The organism is Delftia sp. UME58, assembly GCF_014170385.1.
GTDB lineage: Bacteria > Pseudomonadota > Gammaproteobacteria > Burkholderiales > Burkholderiaceae_C > Comamonas > Comamonas acidovorans.
In genome coordinates this window covers 261738-280973 of the sequence record NZ_LZZV01000052.1, presented here as the reverse complement: position 1 = coordinate 280973, position 19236 = coordinate 261738, and the positions used below count along the sequence as shown (strand labels likewise).

Genomic DNA, 19236 nt, shown 5'->3' with positions numbered 1-19236 from the left:
CGGTGGGCGGGCGCGATTTCCTGCGTTAAGGTAATGCGCAGGCCAACGAAGCGAAAGAACCAAGGCTATGGAAGCCACTCGATACAAGGCAGGCGGTCGGGCCTTTGCCCGGATCGCCCAGTACCACCCGGAGCTGACGGCGCTGCGCCGAGAGTTGCATGCGCATCCTGAGCTGGGATTCGAGGAGCGCTTCACTGCGGCGCGCGTCAAGGAGGCCTTGCGCCAGTGCGGCGTGGACGAGATCCACGAAGGCCTGGGCACCACGGGCCTGGTGGCCGTGATCCGCGGGCAGGGCCACAGTTCGGGCGCCATGGTGGGCCTGCGTGCCGACATGGATGCACTGCCCATGGTCGAGCACAACGAATTTCCCTGGAAGTCCGGCAAGCAGGGGCTGATGCACGGCTGCGGGCACGACGGCCATACGACCATGCTGGTGGGCGCCGCCCGCTACCTGGCCGCGACGCGGCGCTTCGACGGCTCGGCCGTGCTGGTCTTTCAGCCCGCCGAGGAAGGGCGCGGCGGCGCGCGGGCCATGATCGCCGATGGTCTTTTCGACCGTTTTCCCATGCAGTCCGTGTACGCCATGCACAACTGGCCCGCCATGCGTGCGGGCACGGTGGGGATCAACATGGGCGCGATGATGGCGGCTGCCGACCGCATCACCATCGAGATCACGGGGCGCGGCGGCCATGGTGCGCATCCCTACCAGACGGTGGACGTGGTGCTGGCGGCCGCGCACATCACCACGGCGGTGCAGAGCATCGTCTCGCGCAATGTGCGCGCCATCGACAGTGCCGTCATCAGCCTGTGCGCCGTGCAGGCCGGGGACCTGGGCGCCTTCAGCGTGATGCCGGGCACGGCAACGCTGGTGGGAACCGTGCGGACCTTCGACCCCGCCGTGCAGGACCGTGTCGAGCAGCGCCTGCAGGAGTTGTGCAGCGCGGTGGCGCTGGGGCTGGGGGCCACGGCCAAGGTCAACTACGAGCGCATCTATCCCGCCACCATCAACTCCCCCGCGGAGGCCGCCTTTGCTGCCGATGTGGCCCAGACGCTGGTGGGGGTGGAGAACCTGGACCGGCAGCTGGAGCCCAGCATGGGCGCCGAGGACTTCTCGTTCATGCTGCAGCACAAGCCCGGTGCCTACCTGCGCCTGGGGCAATCCACGGGCGCCCAGCCCGGGGTGCCGCTGCACAGCAGCCGGTATGACTTCAACGACGACGTGTTGCCACTGGGCGCGGCCTTGCACGCCAGCCTGATCGAGCAGGCCATGCCGCTGCATTCGCAGGACGTATAGCGCAGGCGGAGCGGGTCAACGGGCCTTGCCCTCGGGCGCAAGAAGGTGGGCCTGCACCGTTTTCAGAATCTCGTCGGACAAGCCTGGATTGGCCGCGACCGTGGCGCGTGCCAGGACCAGGGCGCCCACCATGCTGCTGAGCATGGCCATGGCCTGGGCGCGCTGTGTGGCATCGGGTGCCTGATCGTCGCCAAGTGTGCCGATCACGCGCGCAAATCTGCCGATGTTGCGTTCCACCCCTTCGGCGAACACCGCTGAAAGATCGCCGCCTGCCCGGGCCACGTCCACGGCCAGCGCCGCAGCGGGGCAGCCCTCGCCGGGGCTGTCGCGGTGCTGCGGCGACAGGTAGGACTGCACGCGCGCGGCAAGGCTGCCGGCCTGTTCACCCTGCAGGCCGTCCAGCGGCGCGATGGACCAGTCGAAGGCGCGTGCGCAGGCCTCGCGCACCAGCGCATCCTTGGATTCGAAGTGGCGATAGAGCCCGCCGTGCGTGAGCCCCGCGCCGCGCGTCACCTCGGCCACGCCGACGCCGTCCAGCCCGTGCTCGCGGTACAGCCGTGCGGCGGCTTCGAGGATGTCCTGCCGGTTCTGCGCGGCCTGGGCTTTCGTGACTTTCATGTGCGCTGTCCAATGATTGTGGTCGTTATCAAAACACGTTTATGATGACGGCCATCATCATAAATCAGCCCCTGCCATGGCCTGTGCGCCATGTTCTGCAGAGGCTGTGCACTCTACAGGGAAGAACCGATGAATGCCTGTTCACTTCTGCGCAGCCTGTTGCCTGGGCACGCTCCGACCTCCGCACGGTGTGCCAGGAGCGGCTCATGAGTACGGTCCATACGGCGCATACATCCCATACGGCCCATACTGCGGCCCACCTGCCCCGCCGCGTGGTCATCACGGGCATGGGCATGGTCTCGCCGCTGGGGCGGGGCACTGAATTGGCCTGGCGGCGCCTGCTGTCCGGCGCATCGGGCCTGAGCCGGCTGCCCGAGCATCTGGCGCCCGATGTGCCGGGCCAGGTGGCAGGCCAGGTGCCCGACCTGGCCCGGGACCCGGAAGGCGGCTGGGACATCGATGCCGTGGTCTCGCCCAAGGACCAGCGCAAGATGGACCGCTTCATTCCGCTGGCGCTGGATGCTTCGGGCCAGGCCCTGGCCCAGGCCGGCTGGCAGCCTGCCAGCGAGCAGGAGCGCACGCGCACGGCCTGCATCATTGCCTCGGGCATCGGCGGCTTTGGCGCCATTGCCCAGGCCGTGCGCACCACGGACAGCCGGGGGGTGTCGCGCCTGTCGCCCTTCACCGTGCCGTCTTTCCTGGTCAATCTCGCGGCCGGGCATGTGTCGATACGGCATGGACTCAAGGGCCCGCTGGGCGCCCCCGTCACGGCCTGCGCGGCCAGCGTTCAGGCGGTGGGCGACGGCCTGCGCATGATCCGTTCGGGCGAGGCCGATGTGGCGCTGTGCGGCGGCGCCGAGGCAGCCATCGACCGCGTGAGCCTGGGTGCGTTCGCGGCGGCCAAGGCCCTTTCCACGGGATACAACGACCGGCCCGAGGAGGCCTCGCGCCCCTTCGACACAGGCCGCGACGGCTTTGTGATGGGCGAGGGCGCGGGCGCCCTGGTGCTGGAGGGACTGGACCATGCGCTGGCGCGCGGCGCCGTGCCGCTGGCGGAAGTGGTGGGCTATGGCACCAGCGCCGATGCCTATCACATCACCTCGGGGCCGGAAGATGGCGACGGCGCGCGCCGCAGCATGGCGCAGGCGCTGGCCATGGCGGGGCTGTCGCCGGATCAGCTGCAGTACCTCAATGCCCACGCCACCTCCACGCCCGTGGGCGACCGCGGCGAGCTGGCGGCCATGCGCTCCCTGTTTGGCGAGGGCAGCGGCGTGGCGATCAGCTCCACCAAGTCGGCCACGGGCCATTTGCTGGGCGCAGCGGGCGCGGTGGCGGCCATCTTCACGGTGCTGGCGCTGCGCGACCAGATGGCGCCGGCCACGCGCAATCTCGTGGAGCCCGATCCCCTGGCCCAGGGGCTGGACCTGATCGCCGGCGCGGCCAGGCCCTGGGCCATGGAGCATGCCCTGGTCAACGGTTTCGGCTTTGGTGGCGTCAACGCCTCGCTGGTGCTCAGGCGCTGGCAGGGCTGAACGAGGCGGGTGGGCCTGGGGGCCGGTGCTACGTGTAGCGCTTGGCCCGCAGGTTGTTCTTCATCTGCTCCAGCGCAGGCTGCAGGGCCGGGCCGATGCGCAGCGCCACGCAGGTGGCCAGCACGTCGATGACCAGCAGGTGCAGCAGGCGCGACACCATGGGGCTGTAGCGGTCGTAGCCCTCGGGGTGGTCGGCGGCCAGATGGATGTGGCAGGCCGAGGCCAGGGGCGAGCCGCTGGCGGTGATGGCAATCGTGGTGGCGCCGTTCTTGCGCGCGATGTCGGCCGCGTCCATCAGGTCGCGCGTGCGGCCCGAGTTGGAGATGATCACCGCGCAGTCGCCGGGCCCCAGCAGGGTGGCGCTCATCACCTGCATGTGGCCGTCGCTGGTGGCCAGGCTGGTCACGCCCAGGCGAAAGAACTTGTGCTGCGCGTCCTGCGCCACGATGCCCGAGTTGCCCGCACCGTAGAACTCGATGCGCCGGCCCGTCTGCCAGGTCGAGGCGATGGCCTGCGCCGCCTGCTCTATGGCCGTGGTGCTGGCGGCATTGCGGTATTGCAGGAAGGCGGCCACGGCGTTGTCCACCACCTTGACCATCACGTCGCTGGTCTTGTCGTCGGTGTCCACGCTGCGGTGGATGAAGGGCACGCCCTCGCTCACGCTGCCGGCCAGCTTGAGCTTGAAGTCGGCCAGGCCGTCGTAGCCCATGCTGCGGCAAAAGCGCACCACCGTCGGCTTGCTGACATGGGCGCGCTCGGCCAGTTCGCGCACCGGCTGTCGTGCGAAGGCCCGAGGATCGGCCAGCACCAGGCGGGCCACGCGTTGTTCGGCGGGAGCAAGCGAGGGCAGCGAGGCGGTGATGCGGTCCAGCATTAGGCGGTGGGCGTTGTTCTATGGGTGAAGGGAAGCGGTTGCCGCAAGGCAGGTCCAGCGCGCATTTTGCATGAGCGGCAGCCTTCGCTTACTTTCCTGACGCCGATGCAAACCATGCGGGCGCATACACTCGGAGGATTTGCCGGTACAACCGCACCGCCCTGGTGCGATGCCGCCCCTCGCCAGGTTCCCGCCCAAAGGATGTTCCATGAACCAGCTTGACGCGCTTCGACAGTACACGACCGTGGTGGCCGATACCGGCGACTTCCACCAGCTGGCCCAGTTCCAGCCACGGGATGCGACCACCAATCCCTCGCTCATCCTCAAGGCGGTGCAAAAGCCCGAGTACGCACCGCTGATGCGTGCCACCGTGGCCCAGTACAAGGGCCGCAGCCTCGACGAGGTCATGGACCGCATGCTGGTGCGCTTCGGCTGCGAGATCCTGAACACCATTCCGGGCCGCGTCTCCACCGAAGTCGATGCGCGCCTGTCCTTCAATACCTCGGCCACCGTGGCGCGTGCCGAGCGCCTGATCGAGCTGTACCAGGCCGAAGGCGTGCACATCGACCGCGTGCTCATCAAGATCGCCTCCACCTGGGAAGGCATCGAGGCCGCGCGCCAGCTGGAGCTGCGCGGCATCCACACCAACCTCACCCTGCTGTTCTCGTTCTGCCAGGCCGTGGCCTGCGGCCAGGCCAAGGTGCAGCTGATCTCGCCCTTCGTGGGCCGCATCTACGACTGGTACAAGAAGCAGGCCGGCGCCCAGTGGGACGAGGCCGCGATGGCCGGCGCCAACGACCCCGGCGTGCGTTCCGTGCGTGCCATCTACGAGCACTACAAGCACTTCGGCATCGCCACCGAGGTCATGGGGGCGAGCTTTCGCAACACGGGCCAGATCGTGGCGCTGGCGGGCTGCGATCTGCTGACCATCGCCCCCGAACTGCTGGCCCAGCTGGGCGCCAGCGATGCGCCCCTGTCGCGCGCCCTGGACCCCGAGGCCGCGCGGACCCTGGAACTCGATCCCGTGCACTACGACGAGGCCGGCTTCCGCCTGGCCCTCAACGAGGACGCCATGGCCACCGAGAAGCTGGCCGAAGGCATACGCGCCTTCGCTGCCGACACGCGCAAGCTCGAAGCATTGATGCAGCAGGCCGCAGACTGATTGGATGAAGATCTTGCCCGTTTTGTGCAATACCTTGCCGGCCTGGTCGGCACTTGAACGCCATTTCAACGAAGACATCCGGTCCCTGGATCTGCGCCAGGCCTTTGCCGCGGACGCAGGCCGCCTGGAGGCGCTGAGCCAGCAGGCCCCGCATGTCTTTGCCGACCTGTCCAAGAACCTCTGGACCGAGGCCACCGAGGCGCTGCTGCGCGACCTGGCACAGCAGGCCGGCGTGCTGGCCCAGCGTGAGGCCATGCTGGCCGGCGAGCCCGTCAACTGCACCGAAGGCCGCGCCGTCATGCACTGGCTGCTGCGCATGCCGCGCGATGGCGGACAGCTGCGCCACTGCGCCACCGTGCAGCAGTGGCAGCCTGCCATGCACGAGGCGCTGGACCAGGTGCATGAGACGCTGGACGCGATGCTGGCCCTGGCCGAGCAGGTGCGCGGCGACGAGGGCATCACCGACATCGTGAACATCGGCATCGGCGGCTCGCACCTGGGCCCCGAAGTGGTGGTCAATGCGCTGGAGGACTGGGTCGATGCGGGCAAGAATTTCCATTTCGTCTCCAACGTCGATGGCCATGAGCTCGGTCATGTGCTGCGCCGCGTGCGCCCGCGCAGCACGCTGTTCCTGATCGCCTCCAAATCCTTCACCACGGCCGAGACCATGCTCAACGCGCACTCGGCGCGCCGGTGGTTCCTGGAGCAGGGCGGCAGCGAGGACCCGCAGGCCGCGTGCTCCATCGACCGGCACTTCGTGGCGCTCACCACCAATGTGCGGGCCGCAGCCGACTTCGGCATCCGCCGCACGCTGGGATTCTGGGACTGGGTGGGCGGCCGTTTTTCGCTGTGGTCGGCCATCGGCCTGCCCGTGGCCATTGCCATTGGCGCGGCGCAGTTCCGTGCGCTGCTGGACGGCGCGCATGCCATGGACGCGCATTTCTTCTCATCGGGCGTGGAAGGCAATCTGCCGCTGCGCCTGGGCCTGCTGGACGTCTGGTACCGCGATTTCTGCGGCTTCTCCAGCCGCTGCATCGCCCCCTACAGCCATGGCCTGCGGCGGCTGACCGCCTACCTGCAGCAGCTGGAGATGGAGAGCAACGGCAAGGGCGTGACGCGCGACGGGCAGACACTGCCCGTGCGCACGGCGCCCGTGATCTGGGGAGAGCCCGGCACCAATGGCCAGCATGCCTTCTTCCAGATGCTGCACCAGGGCCAGGACGTGATTCCCGTGGAGTTCATCGCGCTGCGCGACGGCGGCAAATACCTGGGCGCACACCACCAGAGCCTGGTCGTCAACGCCATTGCCCAGGCCCAGGCCCTGATGGAGGGGCGCCACGGCGAGGGTGCAGAGCGCCATTGCGCGGGCAACCGGCCCAGCAGCTTCCTGCTGCTGCAGCAGCTCGATCCGGCATCGCTGGGCGCCCTGATCGCACTGTACGAGCACCGTGTCTTCTCGGCCGGTGCGGTCTGGGGCATCAACAGCTTCGACCAGTGGGGCGTGGAGCTGGGCAAGCACCTGGCGCGCCAGCTGCATGCGCGCCAGGACAGCGGTGACTGGCAGGGCGTCGATGCATCGACGCAGGGCCTCATGCACCGGCTTGCGGCAGGATCGGCCGGCTAGCCCCGGTGCCCGGGCAGAGGGTTGCTGCAGCGCACCAGGCGGGTGCGAGGTCATGTGGGCGGAGCATGACCTTCTTCCATTTCATCGTTATGCACAGGCGCCTGATTGCTCGATAGTTGATGCAATCGCCTTGACGGCGGCCCTGCCTGGAGGCAGCCGGTGACGGCGGCACGGCAGGGTGGAGGCGCAACGCGCCTTCGGACCTGCAACAACTATCCAAGGAGACCCTCGATGCGATTCGTACTGGCCCATGTGGCGATGGCATGTGTGGTGGCTGCTTCCGGCGCTGCCCATGCGCAGGATGCGGCCGGCACGCTGGACAAGATCCAGAGCACAGGCAAGGTGGTGATGGGCGTGCGCGAAAGCTCGGCGCCCATGGCCTATGCCTTCGGCACCACGCAGAAGTACGTGGGCTACCACGTGGAGCTGTGCGAGAAGGTGCTGGCCCAGATCGTGCCCAAGGCCAAGATCGAGTACATGGCGCTGACCTCGCAGAACACCATGCCCCTGGTGCAGAACGGCACCGTGGACATCGGCTGCGGCCCGACCACGAACAACCTTGCGCGCCAAAAGCAGGTGGCCTTTGCCGTGACTACCTACGTGAGCCAGGTGCGCATGGCCGTGCGTGCCGACTCGGGCATCACCTCCTTCAAGCAGCTCGACGGCAAGCCCGTGGCGGCCTCGGCCGGCACGACTGCCGTGCAACTGCTGCGCAAGTACGGGCGCGACAATGGCGTGAACCTGCCCACCTCGCTGGGCAAGGACCATTTCGAGAGCTTTCTGATGCTCGAATCGGGCCGTGCCGATGCCTTCGTGCTGGACGACAACCTGCTGGCCGGCGTCATCGCCAACTCCAAGAACCCTGCAGGCTTCAAGATCGTGGGCGAGGTGCTGGGCTCCGAGCCCATCGCCATCCTGTTCCGCCGCGATGACCCCGCCTTCAAGAAGGCCGTGGACGATGTGCTGGTGGGCATGATGGCCTCGGGCGAAGTGGCGAAGATCTACGACAAGTGGTTCGTGCAGCCCATCCCGCCCAAGAATGCCCCGCTGAACCTGCCCATGAGCGACCTGCTCAAGCAACTGCTGCAAAAGCCCAACGACAAGCCGCTGGAGTCCTACGCGCAGCAGTGACCACGGGCCCGGGCCCGGTCAGCGCGGCCGGTCCAGTTCGGCCACCGCCCGTGCCAGCGCTGCAATGCCTGCATCGATCTGATCGGTGGCAATGGAAGACAGGCGCAGCCGGAAAAAGGGGCAGGGCTGGCGCGGCGTCGCAAAGAACGCGCTGCCTGCCTCGATCAGCACGCCGTGGCGGCGCGCCACGGCGGCCAGCGCATCGGCGTCCAGCCAGGCCGGTGCCTGCACCCACAGCGATGCGCCGCCCTGGGGCTGGCGGAAGATGAAATCCGGCAGGTGCGCGCGCAGCGAGCGGTCCACCTGCGCCACGCGCTCCAGCATGGCCTGGTTCACGCGGCGCGCATGGGCCTCATGGTGGCCCAGCGACAGAAACAGCGCATAGGCATGCTGCAGGAAGGTGCTGGGGTGGCGCACCATGGCATGGCGCAGCACGCGCAACTCGTCGATCAGCGCGCGCGGCGCGACGATATAGCCCAGCCGCAGCGCAGGCGACAGGCTCTTGGACAGCGACCCCACATAGATCACACGCCCGCCCTGGTCCAGGCTCTTGAGCGCGGGCATGGGCGTGCCCTGGTAGAGGTTCTCGGCCTCGTAGTCGTCCTCGATGATCACGAAATCGCCCTGCTCGGCGCGGCGCAGCAGCTGTTCGCGCCGCTGCAGGCTCAGCGTCACGGTGGTGGGGCTCTGGTGCGAGGGCGTGACGAACAGGTAGTCCAGCGGCGGCAGGCCGTCGACCACCACGCCTTCCTCGTCCACGGCCACGGGCACCCAGCGCGGGCGGCGCAGCGAAAAAGTGTTGCGCGCATGCGGGTGGCCGGGCTCCTCGAAGCCCAGGCGCTGCGAGGGGGCCAGCAGCGCGTCGGCCAGCAGGTAGAAGGCCTGCTGCGCGCCCACGGTGACCAGGATCTCTTCCTTGAGCGCGAACACGCCGCGCCGGGGCAGCAGGCGCAGGCGGATCTGCTCGATCAGGTCGGGAACGTCGTCGGTCTCGAAGTCCGGCGTCCAGTGCGGCAGCTGGGCGCGCGCAAGGCTGCGCGTGCAGCATTCCCGGAAGCCTTCGGTGGGAAACAGCGCGGGATCGTGCATGCCGTAGACGAAGGGGTAGGGGTACTCGCGCCACTGCTGCGGCTTGGACAGCGTGTGCCTGTCCGTCAGCGAGCGCAGCACCCGCGCCGACCAGTCGGGGGCGGGCGCGCCAGGGCCTGCGGCGGGCGCGGGCAGGGCCTCGTCCACGCCGGCCAGGCGCGAATCGGGCGCCACGAACACGCCGCTGCGCGGGCGGGCCTGCAGAAAGCCTTCATCGACCAGTTGCTGGTAGACCGCCGTCACGGTATTGCGCGACAGCGCCAGCAGGCGCGACAGTTCGCGCGAGGGCGGCATGGAGGCGCCGGGCGGCAGGCGGCCTTCCAGGATGGGCTGGACCAGAGCCAGGCGCAGCCTGTCCTTGAGGGCAAGGGCGGGTTGCTCGGGCAGCACGAACAGGTGGGACCATTGATGGCGGGGATCTGCAGGGGAGGGAGAACTCATGGAGCAACGGAGGCAGTCGGGAGCGATATCGGCAGGACTTACGCAAACAGGATGTGACAAAGCGCTGCGCCATAGGGCAAACCGCTGGTTTCGTTCCTTCTTGCGCAAGTCGTCATCGGAAACGAACGCAAAGTCCGCGCCATGTTGCGGGCCGGGTACGGCCAAGTAAAGGCATGGGTCCTTCGATGCGGGTAAACACTGGGCTTCTGGCTCCTACTTTTGGGCGACTGTGGCCCATACGCTGCGGGCGCTTCCTGCGTATTCTGAAACGCAAGGCCGCGATCTGCGCGACCTAGTGAATCAACGAGGGAGAAGTCCATGCGCACCATCACTTTCCGACGCCGCGTCCTGGGCGCCCTGGCACTGGCCAGCGCGCTGGCGGGCCTGGCCGCCCCACCGCTGCGTGCCCAGGAACCCGCGCGCGGCGGCACCCTGATCGTGGGCAGCACCCAGGTGCCACGGCACCTGAACGGCGCCGTGCAATCGGGCATTGCCACGGCCATGCCTTCCACCCAGCTGTTCGCCAGCCCGCTGCGCTTCGACGACCAGTGGAAGCCCCAGCCCTACCTGGCCGAGTCCTGGAAGCTCGCCGAGGACGGCAAGTCGCTGACCCTGAACCTGCGCAGGAATGCCGTGTTCCACGACGGCAAGCCCATCACCTCGGCCGACGTGGCCTTCTCCATCATGGCCATCAAGGCCAACCACCCGTTCCAGACCATGCTGGGGCCCGTGGAGAAGGTGGACATGCCCGACCCGTACACGGCCATCATCCGCATGAACGCGCCGCATCCGGCCATCCTGCTGGCCATGAGCCCGGCGCTGGCGCCCATACTGCCCAGGCACATCTATGGCGATGGTGCCGACCTCAAGACCCATGCGCGCAACAGCGCCGACGTGGTGGGCTCGGGGCCGTTCAAGCTGACCGAGTTCCGCGCGGGCCAGCGCATCGTGATGGAGCGCTTCGACAAGTTCTTCCTGCCGGGCCGTCCCTACCTGGACAAGCTGGTCTTCAACATCGTGCCCGACTCCTCCAGCCTGCTGCTGAGCCTGGAGCGCGGCGACGTGCAGATGGTGCCCTACCTGCAGGCCTCCATCGACCTGAAGCGCCTGTCCACCAATCCCCAGGTCACGCTGACCGGCAAGGGCTTCGAGGGCATAGGCTCGATCAACTGGCTGGCCATCAACACCGACAGGAAGCCGCTGGACGATGTGCGCGTGCGCAAGGCCATTGCGCATGCCATCGACAAGAACTTCATCACCAAGGCGCTGATGGGCGGCTTCGCCAGCGTGGCCGACGGCCCCATCGTGGCGGCCAGCCCGTTTGCCTCGGCCGACCTGGTGCGCTATCCGCTGGACCTCAGGAAGTCGGCGGCCCTGCTGGACGAGGCCGGCCTCAAGCCCGGGGCCAACGGAGAGCGCTTCAAGATCACCATCGACTACCTGCCCGGCTCGGACGAGCAGCAAAAGAACGTGGCCGAGTACGTGCGCGCCCAGCTCAAGAAGGTGGGCATCGCCGTCGAGGTACGCGCCTCGGCCGACTTCCCGGCCTGGGCCCGGCGCCTGGCCACGCACGACTTCGACCTGTCCATGGACATCGTCTTCAACTGGGGTGATCCGGTCATCGGCGTGCACCGCAGCTACCTGTCCACCAACATCAAGCCCGTGGTCTGGACCAACACCCAGTCCTACCGCAATCCCAAGGTGGACGAGCTGCTGAACACGGCCAGCAGCACGCTGGACACGGCCGAGCGCAAGAAGCTCTATGCGGCCTTCCAGAAGACCGTGACGGACGAGCTGCCCGTGATCTTCATCAACAACTCGCCCTACCACACGGCCGCGCGCAAGAACGTGGGCAACCTGCCGACCACGATCTGGGGGCCGGCCTCGCCCTATGACGAGATCTTTCTGAAGTAGTCGGGGAGGTGCAGTCCATGGCTTTTCTTCGCACACTCCTCAAGCGGCTGCTGCAGGGCCTGGCGCTGGTGCTGGCCGTGGTGGTGCTGAACTTCATGCTGGTGCATGCGGCGCCCGGCGATCCCGTGGAGACCATTGCCGGCGCCAGCGGCGGCATGGAGCCCGAGCTCATGGCCGAGCTGCGCACACGCTACGGGCTGGACCGGCCGCTGCCCGTGCAACTGGGCATCTACCTGGCGCGCGTGGCCAGTGGTGATCTGGGCCATTCCTACTTCTTCAACCTGCCGGTGGCGCAGATGATTGCCGAGCGCGTGCCCGCCACCTTGCTGCTGGTGCTGGCCGCCGTGCTCACGGCCTTCGTGGTGGGCACGCTGCTGGGCGTGCTGTCCTCGCGCCGGCCCAACGGCCTGCTGTCGCAGTGCATCACCGTGCTGTCCCTGGTGGGCTTTGCGGCGCCCGTGTTCTGGACCGGCATGCTGCTGGTGCTGGCGTTTGCCTCCTGGTGGCCCGTGCTGCCGGTGTCGGGCATGCGCTCGGCCGATGCCGCAGGCGGCGCGGGCCTTGCCGACCTGCTGGACGTGGCCCGGCACCTGGTGCTGCCCGCTCTGACGCTGGCCCTGGTCTACCTGGCGCAGTACAGCCGGCTGTCGCGCTCGTCCATGCTGGACGTGCTGGGCGCCGACTACATCCGCACGGCGCGCGCCAAGGGCCTGGCCGAGCATGTGGTGCTCTACCGCCATGCGCTGCGCAACGCGCTGCTGCCCGTGGTGACCATGCTGGGCCTGCAGTTCGGCAACGTCATGGCCGGCGCCATCATCGTGGAGACGGTCTTCAACTGGCCGGGCCTGGGCCGGCTGGCCTTCGACTCGGTGCTGCGGCGCGACTACCCGACCATCCTGGGCGTGCTGCTGTTCTCCTCCATCGTCGTGGTCGTGATGAACCTCGTCACCGACCTGTGCTACCGGCTGATCGATCCCCGCATCAAGGCGGCCTGAGTCCATGAACGCCATCACTCCACCTTCCGTGTCCGTGCCGACCGTCGCCGCGCCGCAGGCCGCAGCCCATGCCGAGCACCCGGCGCGCGAAGCGCTGCGCATGTTCCTGCGCAACCCCTCGGCCATTGCCGGCATGGCCATGCTGCTCATCGTGCTGCTGGTGGCCATCGCCGGCCCCTGGATCTGGCCTGCGGACCCGTTCGAGATCCGCACCATGCCGCTGAGCCCGCCGTTCAGCGAGGAGGCCTGGCTGGGCAGCGACCAGCTGGGGCGCGACGTGCTCACCGGCATCATCCATGGCGGCCGCGCCACGCTGCTGGTGGGCGCCTTCGCGGCTTTGCTGTCGGTGTGCATCGGCGTGACGCTGGGAGCGATGGCCGGCTACTACGGCGGCCGCGTCGATGCGCTGCTGATGCGCGTGACCGAGTTCTTCCAGGTGCTGCCCGCACTGCTGTTCGCCATGGTGGTGGTCACGCTGTTCTCTCCCTCGCTGGTGACGGTCACGCTGGCCATCGGCAGCGTCAGCTGGCCGGCCACGGCGCGGCTCACGCGGGCCGAGTTCATGCGCATCCGCCAGCTCGAATTCGTGCGCGCGGAGAGCGCCATCGGCGCGCGCCACGGCCGCATCATCTGGAAGGTGATCCTGCCCAATGCGCTGCCGCCGCTGGTGGTGTCGGCCACGCTGGCCGTGGGCGCGGCCATCCTGTTCGAGGCCGGCCTGTCCTTCCTGGGCCTGGGTGATCCCAACCAGATGAGCTGGGGCCTGATGATCGGATCGGCCCGCCAGTACCTGCTGTCCTGCTGGTGGGCCGTGGCCTTTCCCGGCGCCGCCATCTTCGTCACCGTGCTGGCCGTCAGCCTGATCGGCGATGGCCTCAACGATGCACTCAACCCCAAGCTGAGGGAGCGCTGATGGATACCGACACCCCCCTGCTGCAAGTCAGCGGCCTGCGCGTGGCCTTCCAGGGCCGGCGCGGCCAGGCCATGGTGCTCAACGGCGTGGATTTCGATCTGCGCGCGGGCGAGACGCTGTGCGTGGTCGGCGAGTCCGGCTGTGGCAAGAGCATGACGGCGCTGGCGCTGCTGCGCCTCATTCCCTCGCCTCCGGGCCGCATTACGGGCGGACAGGTGCGCTTCCAGGGCGAGGACCTGGTGGCCGCCGGCGAGGCCCATATGCGCCAGGTGCGCGGCAACCGCATCTCCATGATCTTCCAGGAGCCGATGACCTCGCTGAATCCGGTGCTCACCGTGGGCGAGCAGATCGCCGAGCCGCTGCGCCTGCACGCCGGCCTGGATGCGGCCGCCGCGCGTCAGCGCGCCGTGGAGATGCTCCGGCAGGTCGGCATCCCTGCGCCCGAGCGGCGCGTGCACGAGTACCCGCACCAGTTGTCCGGCGGCATGCGCCAGCGCGTGATGATCGCCATGGCCCTGGCCTGCCGGCCCGACATCCTGATCGCCGACGAGCCCACCACGGCGCTGGATGTGACCGTGCAGGCCCAGATCTTCGACCTGCTGCGCGCGCTGCAGCGCGAAAAGGGCACGGCCATCGTGCTGATCACGCACGACATGGGGGCCGTGGCCGAGATGGCCGACCGCGTCATGGTCATGTATGCGGGCCGCGTGATCGAGCAGGGCCGCTGCGAGCAGGTGCTGTCGGCGCCCGCCCATCCGTACACGCGCGGCCTGATCGCCTGCCTGCCCGAGCTGGGCAGCAGCCAGGCGGCGGATCGCCGCGAGTTGCCGGAAATCCCGGGCGTCGTGCCCTCGATCTGGGAGCTGGGCAGCGGCTGCGCCTTCCGCGCGCGCTGCCGCGAGGCCCTGCCGCGCTGCGCCAGCGAGGCGCCGCCGCTGGTCGCGCTGGAGGACCCATCCCACGGCGTGGCCTGCTGGCTGCATGCCTGCGCCCCGCACATCCGGGTCAAGACGGAGGCCCTGGCATGAACGCACGCATGGACGACACACTGCTGCAGGTCGATGACCTCAAGGTCCACTTTCCGCGCGCGGGCAAGGGCCTGTTCGGCAGCCCCGAGGTGGTCAAGGCCGTGGACGGCGTGTCCTTCAGCCTGCGGCGCGGCAGCACGCTGGCCGTGGTGGGCGAGTCGGGCTCGGGCAAGACGACCACGGCGCTGGCCGTGATGCGCCTGGCGCCCGTGACGGCGGGCCGCATGCAGCTGGGCAATACCGACCTGGGCGGCCTGTCGGGCGAGGCCCTGCGCCAGGCGAGGCGGCGCATGCAGATCGTGTTCCAGGACCCGTTTTCCTCGCTGAATCCGCGCCAGCGCGCGGGCGATGCGGTGCGCGCTCCGCTGGACCTGATGGACGTGGGCACGCCGGCCGAGCGCGAGGCGCGCGTGGCCGAGCTGTTCACCCAGGTCGGCCTGCGGCCCGAACAGCGCCAGCTGTTCCCGCACCAGTTCTCGGGCGGCCAGCGCCAGCGCATCAACATCGCGCGCGCCCTGGCCACGCGGCCCGAACTCGTGGTCTGCGACGAGCCCGTGTCGGCGCTGGACATCGCCATCCGCGCCCAGATCCTCAACCTGCTGGCGCGGCTGCAGCGCGAGCTGGGCCTGAGCTACCTGTTCATCTCGCACGACATGGCCGTGGTCGAGCACATCTGCGACGACATCGCCGTCATGTACCTGGGCCAGATCGTGGAGCGCGCACCGCGCCAGGCCTTCTTCGCGCGGCCGCTGCACCCCTACAGCGTGGCCCTGATGTCGGCCGTGCCCACGGTGCGCGGCGGGCGCGAGCGCGCGGCGCGGCGCATACGGCTGGCCGGCGATCCGCCCAGTCCCATCAACCCGCCTGCAGGCTGCCGCTTCGCAGGGCGCTGCCCCGTGGCCGTGCCTGCGTGCTCGGCCGAGGCGCCACCGCTGCGCGAAGCCGCACCCGGCCACTGGGTGCGCTGCATCCGCGTGGACCACATCGATGGCGTGCCGCGCGCGCCGCTGGCCCTTTGAATCCGGAGTACCCGCCACCATGAGCATCACCGTCTACGTCGCCCGCAAGATCATCACCATGAACCCCATGCAGCCCGAGGCCACGCATGTGGCCGTGCGCGACGGGCGCATCCTCGCGGTCGGGGACCTGGCGCGCTGCACGGCCTGGGGCGAGTGCCGCATCGACGATCGCTTTGCGGACCAGGTGCTGCTGCCCGGGCTGGTCGAGGGCCACTGCCATCTCAAGGAAGGCAGCATGTGGGACTGGACATACACGGGCTGGTTCGACCGGCGCGACCCCGACGGAAAGACCTGGCCCGGCCTGCGCTCCATGGATGCCGTGGTGGACCGCCTGGCCGAGGTGGCGGCGCGCATGGATGCGCAGGGCCTGCCGACCGGCCAGCCGCTGATCGCCTGGGGGTTCGATCCCATCTACTTTGGCGGCGAGCGCATGACGGTGGAGCACCTGGACCGGGCCGCCGCAGGCCGTCCCGTCGTCATCTCGCACGCCAACGGCCATCTGATGAACGTCAACAGCGCCATGCTGCGCCTGGCCGAGATCACGCGCGACAACGAGGTCGAGGGCGTGGTGCGCTTCGCACCCGGCCACGCCCTGGCCGGCGAGCCCACGGGCGAGCTGCAGGAACCGGCCGCCATGTTCCTGGTGCTGCGCAAGATCGGCGAGGCCGGGCTGCTGGCGCCCATGACCGAGGCAGGCGTGCGCTCCTTCGCACGCCTGGCCTGCCGCCAGGGCGTGACCACGGCCACCGACCTGGTCAACCGGCTGGGCGAGCAGGACTGCCGCGTGCTGGAGGCCGCGCTGGCCGATGACCAGGTGCCCATCCGCATCCTGCCGGCCTTCCAGGCCTTCCACGGCACGCATGGCGCCCAGGCAGGCGCCGAGCATGTGCGCACGCTCATGGATCGCAACACCGACCGGCTGCGCTACGGCCTGGTCAAGATGATGCTGGACGGCTCCATCCAGGGCTTTTCGGCGCGCCTGCGCTGGCCCGGTCACTACAACGGCGCGCCCAACGGCATCTGGGTCACCGCGCCCGCGCAGTACGAGGCCGATTTCGAGACCTACCACCGCGCAGGCCTGCTCATCCATACGCACACCAATGGCGACGAGGCCAGCGAAGCCGCCATCGACGCCATAGGCCGCGTGCTGGCCCGCGCGCCCCGGCCCGACCACCGCCATACGCTGCAGCATGGCCAGATGATCGATGCGCCGCTGTTTCGCCGCATGGCGGCGCTGGGCCTGTGCGCCAACCTGTTCGCCAACCACCTCTGGTACTGGGGCGACCAGCACTACGAGATGACCATGGGGGCGGACCGGGCCATGCGGCTCGATGCCTGCGCCAGCGCGCTGGCCGCCGGCGTGCCGCTGGCCATCCATTCGGATGCGCCCGTCACGCCGCTGGGGCCGCTGTTCACCGCCTGGTGCGCGGTCCACCGGATCACGCCCAAGGGCCGCGTGCTGGGCGCGGCCGAGCGCCTGACCGTGGCCCAGGCCCTGCATGCCGTCACGCTGGGCGCGGCCTGGACGCTGAAGATGGACCACGAGATCGGCAGCATCGAATGTGGCAAGCGGGCCGACTTCTGCGTGCTGGAAGACGATCCGCTGTCCCTGGACCCCATGGTGCTCAAGGACCTCCGGGTCTGGGGCACGGTGCTGTCCGGGCGCGTCTTCAAGGCGGCATGACATGGGACAGCGGCTGCCGTTCACGGTCATCGGCGGCTTCCTGGGCGCCGGCAAGACCACGCTGCTCAACCACTGGCTGCGCCATGCGGATGGCCAGCGGCTGGCCGTGCTGGTCAACGACTTCGGTGCGCTCAACATCGATGCCGGCCTGATCAAGGCCCACAGCGGCGACACCATCGCGCTGACCAATGGCTGCGTGTGCTGCCAGATCGGTGACGACCTCTCCATGGCCCTGATCGGCGTGCTGCAGCAGCGCGAGCGCTTCGACGCCGTGGTGGTCGAGGCCAGCGGCGTCTCCGATCCCTGGCGCATTGCCCAATTGGGCCTGGCCGATCCCGCATTGGCGCTGGACGGCGTCATCGTGGTCGTCGATGCCGCTGCCCTGCCCGGGCAGGCGGCCGATCCGCTGCTGGCCGACACGCTGCAGCGCCAGGTGGCCAGGGCCGATCTGGTCATCGTCAACAAGACCGATCTGGCCGATGCCCGGACCCTGGAGCGCGTGCACGGCTGGATAGCCAGCCACGCGCCAGCCGCGCAACGCTGCGATGTGCACGAAGCCCGGGTGCCCGTGGAACTGCTCAGCGGCGCAGCCCTGCTGCGTGGCGTGCGGGAGGTCTCATGGGGTGCCAGCACTGCGCGCCCCATGCATGGCCGGCAGTTCGAGACCTGGTCCTGCCAGCCGCCCGGGATGCTGTCCGAGACGGCCCTGCAGGCGTGGCTGCAGGCCATGCCGGCTGGCGTGCTGCGGCTCAAGGGCGTGGTGCAGACCGGGGCGGGCCAGTGGAGCGAGCTTCAGTTTGCCGGGCGCAGCGGCCGGCTGCGTGCCGCATCAGCGCCCGCGCCCGCGCAGCAGCAGGTGCCCGCCATCGTGGCCATCGGCCTGGCCGGGCAGCTGCCGGTGGCCGCGCTGCAGGCGCTGGTGGCAGGCGCTGCGGGCGTCAGGGCTGCGGGCCGTCCCGCATGAAATCCTGGGCCGCCTGCTGCAGCCACTCGCGCAGGCTTTGCAGCGGCGGGTAGTTGCCGCGGCTCGTGGGCCAGGCCAGGTAGTAGCGCTCGGCGCTTTCCATCTCGGGCAGATGGGGCAGGGCACGCACCAGGTCGCCCTGGGCCAGTTCGCGCTCGATCAGAAAGCGCGGCAGCAGGGCCACGCCCACGCCGGCGATGGCGGCCTGGGCGGCGGTGGCGAACTGGTCGAACAGCATGCCCTGGCCCTCGGCCATGGGCGCATGGTGCACGGACAGCCAGCGCTGCCAGGCATCGGGGCGCGAGGCCAGGTGCAGCAGCGGCGCCTGCAGCAGGTCCTGGGGCTGGGCAAAGCGATGCTGGGCCAGCAGGGCGGGGCTGCAGGCAGGCACCACGGTCTCGCTCATCAGAAAGGCCAGCTCGGCGCCCGGCCAGTGCGGCAGGCCGAAATGGATGGCGGCGTCCACGGCTTCGAGCTGGAAGTCGAACTGGGACAGTCGCGTCGTCAGGTTGATGGTGATGCCCGGGTGGGCGCTGAAGAACTGCGGCAGGCGCGGCGCCAGCCAGCGCGTGCCGAAGGTGGGCAGGATGGCCAGGTTCAGGCTGCCGCCGCGCGGGTTGGCCCGAAAGCCCAGCGTGGCGGTGGAGATGCGCATCAGCGCGCCGCGTATCTCCTGGGCATAGGCCTGGCCGGCCGGACTGAGCCGCACGGTCTGGCGCTCGCGCACAAAGAGTTCCGCCTCCAGCCGCTCCTCCAGTGCGCGGATCTGGCGGCTGACGGCGCTTTGCGTCAGGTGCAGCTCGGCCGCGGCTGCCGTGAAGCTCTGGTGCCGGGCCGCCGCCTCGAAGGCGCACAGCAGGGACATGGGGGGCAGGAAACGGCGGGACAGCAGCATGGCGGAGGGCGGTGGGGCAATCGTGGGAGGGGGCATTCTGTTTGGGAATGACCTATGGG

General features: G+C 69.2%; 16 protein-coding genes. 12 read left to right on the top strand and 4 right to left on the bottom strand.

The genetic code is table 11. The features are described 5' to 3' along the window. Positions 1-67: 67 nt before the first annotated feature. Positions 68-1294 (top strand): M20 aminoacylase family protein, encoded by a 1227-nt coding sequence (locus tag A9976_RS14310; protein WP_183019556.1) that lies wholly within the window; start codon positions 68-70, stop codon positions 1292-1294. A gap of 15 nt (positions 1295-1309) precedes the next feature. On the opposite strand, the gene A9976_RS14305 is transcribed toward A9976_RS14310, so the two are convergent. Continuing rightward, positions 1310-1912 carry a TetR/AcrR family transcriptional regulator gene (locus A9976_RS14305; protein WP_183019555.1) on the bottom strand — a complete coding sequence of 201 codons (603 nt, stop codon included), beginning with the start codon at positions 1910-1912 and terminating at the stop codon, positions 1310-1312. A gap of 206 nt (positions 1913-2118) precedes the next feature. On the opposite strand from A9976_RS14305, the gene fabF reads away from it, so the two are divergent. After that, complete coding sequence (fabF, locus tag A9976_RS14300) at positions 2119-3444, top strand: beta-ketoacyl-ACP synthase II (RefSeq protein WP_183019554.1); 1326 nt, start codon at positions 2119-2121, stop codon at positions 3442-3444. A gap of 28 nt (positions 3445-3472) precedes the next feature. Here fabF and A9976_RS14295 read toward each other — a convergent pair whose 3' ends face one another. Beyond that, positions 3473-4318: a MurR/RpiR family transcriptional regulator gene (locus tag A9976_RS14295; RefSeq protein WP_016448717.1), complete on the bottom strand. Its 846-nt coding sequence runs from the start codon at positions 4316-4318 to the stop codon at positions 3473-3475. Positions 4319-4526: 208 nt separating this feature from the next. Between A9976_RS14295 and tal the strand changes: the two genes are divergently transcribed. The 3 genes from tal (at position 4527) to A9976_RS14280 (ending at position 8235) form a co-directional block, all read left to right on the top strand. Beyond that, positions 4527-5480, top strand: a complete 954-nt coding sequence (tal, locus tag A9976_RS14290; RefSeq protein ID WP_183019553.1) for a transaldolase — start codon at positions 4527-4529, stop codon at positions 5478-5480. A gap of 4 nt (positions 5481-5484) precedes the next feature. Further along, positions 5485-7104: a glucose-6-phosphate isomerase gene (gene pgi / locus A9976_RS14285; protein WP_183019552.1), complete on the top strand. Its 1620-nt coding sequence runs from the start codon at positions 5485-5487 to the stop codon at positions 7102-7104. 231 nt (positions 7105-7335) lie between these two features. Continuing rightward, positions 7336-8235, top strand: a complete 900-nt coding sequence (locus tag A9976_RS14280) for a transporter substrate-binding domain-containing protein (RefSeq protein WP_183019551.1) — start codon at positions 7336-7338, stop codon at positions 8233-8235. 18 nt (positions 8236-8253) lie between these two features. Here the strand turns inward: A9976_RS14280 and A9976_RS14275 are convergent, their stop codons facing one another. Then, the gene (locus A9976_RS14275; RefSeq protein WP_183019550.1) at positions 8254-9765 is read right to left on the bottom strand and encodes a PLP-dependent aminotransferase family protein; all 1512 of its coding nucleotides are present in this window, start codon (positions 9763-9765) and stop codon (positions 8254-8256) included. Positions 9766-10083: 318 nt separating this feature from the next. Between A9976_RS14275 and A9976_RS14270 the strand changes: the two genes are divergently transcribed. From A9976_RS14270 to A9976_RS14240, 7 genes are read left to right on the top strand one after another with little or no spacing between them, the layout of a single operon-like run. Beyond that, the gene (locus A9976_RS14270; protein ID WP_183019549.1) at positions 10084-11679 is read left to right on the top strand and encodes an ABC transporter substrate-binding protein; all 1596 of its coding nucleotides are present in this window, start codon (positions 10084-10086) and stop codon (positions 11677-11679) included. 17 nt (positions 11680-11696) lie between these two features. Then, entirely contained in the window at positions 11697-12674 is a 978-nt protein-coding gene (locus A9976_RS14265) for an ABC transporter permease (protein ID WP_183019548.1), read from the top strand. A 4-nt stretch (positions 12675-12678) separates the two neighbouring features. Then, positions 12679-13587 (top strand): ABC transporter permease, encoded by a 909-nt coding sequence (locus A9976_RS14260; protein ID WP_047471803.1) that lies wholly within the window; start codon positions 12679-12681, stop codon positions 13585-13587. Beyond that, on the top strand, positions 13587-14615 hold the full coding sequence (locus A9976_RS14255) for an ABC transporter ATP-binding protein (protein WP_183019547.1): 1029 nt from the start codon (positions 13587-13589) through the stop codon (positions 14613-14615). The genes A9976_RS14260 and A9976_RS14255 overlap by 1 nt, the downstream gene beginning before the upstream one ends. Next, the gene (locus tag A9976_RS14250; protein WP_183019546.1) at positions 14612-15634 is read left to right on the top strand and encodes an ABC transporter ATP-binding protein; all 1023 of its coding nucleotides are present in this window, start codon (positions 14612-14614) and stop codon (positions 15632-15634) included. The genes A9976_RS14255 and A9976_RS14250 overlap by 4 nt, the downstream gene beginning before the upstream one ends. A 19-nt stretch (positions 15635-15653) precedes the next feature. Beyond that, positions 15654-17318 (top strand): amidohydrolase, encoded by a 1665-nt coding sequence (locus tag A9976_RS14245; RefSeq protein WP_183019545.1) that lies wholly within the window; start codon positions 15654-15656, stop codon positions 17316-17318. A gap of 1 nt (position 17319) precedes the next feature. Then, complete coding sequence (locus tag A9976_RS14240; RefSeq protein WP_183019544.1) at positions 17320-18282, top strand: GTP-binding protein; 963 nt, start codon at positions 17320-17322, stop codon at positions 18280-18282. Here A9976_RS14240 and A9976_RS14235 read toward each other — a convergent pair. Then, positions 18257-19177 carry a LysR family transcriptional regulator gene (locus A9976_RS14235; RefSeq protein ID WP_183019543.1) on the bottom strand — a complete coding sequence of 307 codons (921 nt, stop codon included), beginning with the start codon at positions 19175-19177 and terminating at the stop codon, positions 18257-18259. The genes A9976_RS14240 and A9976_RS14235 overlap by 26 nt on opposite strands. Between the last annotated feature and the right edge of the window lie 59 nt (positions 19178-19236).

What these genes read in the sequence shown, in the direction of transcription:
- A9976_RS14310 (WP_183019556.1), top strand. Translation starts at nt 68, where the DNA reads ATGGAAGCCACTCGATACAAGGCAGGCGGTCGGGCCTTTGCCCGGATC.
- A9976_RS14250 (WP_183019546.1), top strand. Translation starts at nt 14,612, where the DNA reads ATGAACGCACGCATGGACGACACACTGCTGCAGGTCGATGACCTCAAG.
- A9976_RS14295 (WP_016448717.1), bottom strand. Translation starts at nt 4,318, where the DNA reads ATGCTGGACCGCATCACCGCCTCGCTGCCCTCGCTTGCTCCCGCCGAA.
- pgi (WP_183019552.1), top strand. Translation starts at nt 5,485, where the DNA reads ATGAAGATCTTGCCCGTTTTGTGCAATACCTTGCCGGCCTGGTCGGCA.
- A9976_RS14265 (WP_183019548.1), top strand. Translation starts at nt 11,697, where the DNA reads ATGGCTTTTCTTCGCACACTCCTCAAGCGGCTGCTGCAGGGCCTGGCG.
- A9976_RS14235 (WP_183019543.1), bottom strand. Translation starts at nt 19,177, where the DNA reads ATGCTGCTGTCCCGCCGTTTCCTGCCCCCCATGTCCCTGCTGTGCGCC.
- A9976_RS14240 (WP_183019544.1), top strand. Translation starts at nt 17,320, where the DNA reads ATGGGACAGCGGCTGCCGTTCACGGTCATCGGCGGCTTCCTGGGCGCC.
- A9976_RS14255 (WP_183019547.1), top strand. Translation starts at nt 13,587, where the DNA reads ATGGATACCGACACCCCCCTGCTGCAAGTCAGCGGCCTGCGCGTGGCC.
- A9976_RS14270 (WP_183019549.1), top strand. Translation starts at nt 10,084, where the DNA reads ATGCGCACCATCACTTTCCGACGCCGCGTCCTGGGCGCCCTGGCACTG.
- tal (WP_183019553.1), top strand. Translation starts at nt 4,527, where the DNA reads ATGAACCAGCTTGACGCGCTTCGACAGTACACGACCGTGGTGGCCGAT.
- fabF (WP_183019554.1), top strand. Translation starts at nt 2,119, where the DNA reads ATGAGTACGGTCCATACGGCGCATACATCCCATACGGCCCATACTGCG.
- A9976_RS14260 (WP_047471803.1), top strand. Translation starts at nt 12,679, where the DNA reads ATGAACGCCATCACTCCACCTTCCGTGTCCGTGCCGACCGTCGCCGCG.
- A9976_RS14245 (WP_183019545.1), top strand. Translation starts at nt 15,654, where the DNA reads ATGAGCATCACCGTCTACGTCGCCCGCAAGATCATCACCATGAACCCC.
- A9976_RS14275 (WP_183019550.1), bottom strand. Translation starts at nt 9,765, where the DNA reads ATGAGTTCTCCCTCCCCTGCAGATCCCCGCCATCAATGGTCCCACCTG.
- A9976_RS14305 (WP_183019555.1), bottom strand. Translation starts at nt 1,912, where the DNA reads ATGAAAGTCACGAAAGCCCAGGCCGCGCAGAACCGGCAGGACATCCTC.
- A9976_RS14280 (WP_183019551.1), top strand. Translation starts at nt 7,336, where the DNA reads ATGCGATTCGTACTGGCCCATGTGGCGATGGCATGTGTGGTGGCTGCT.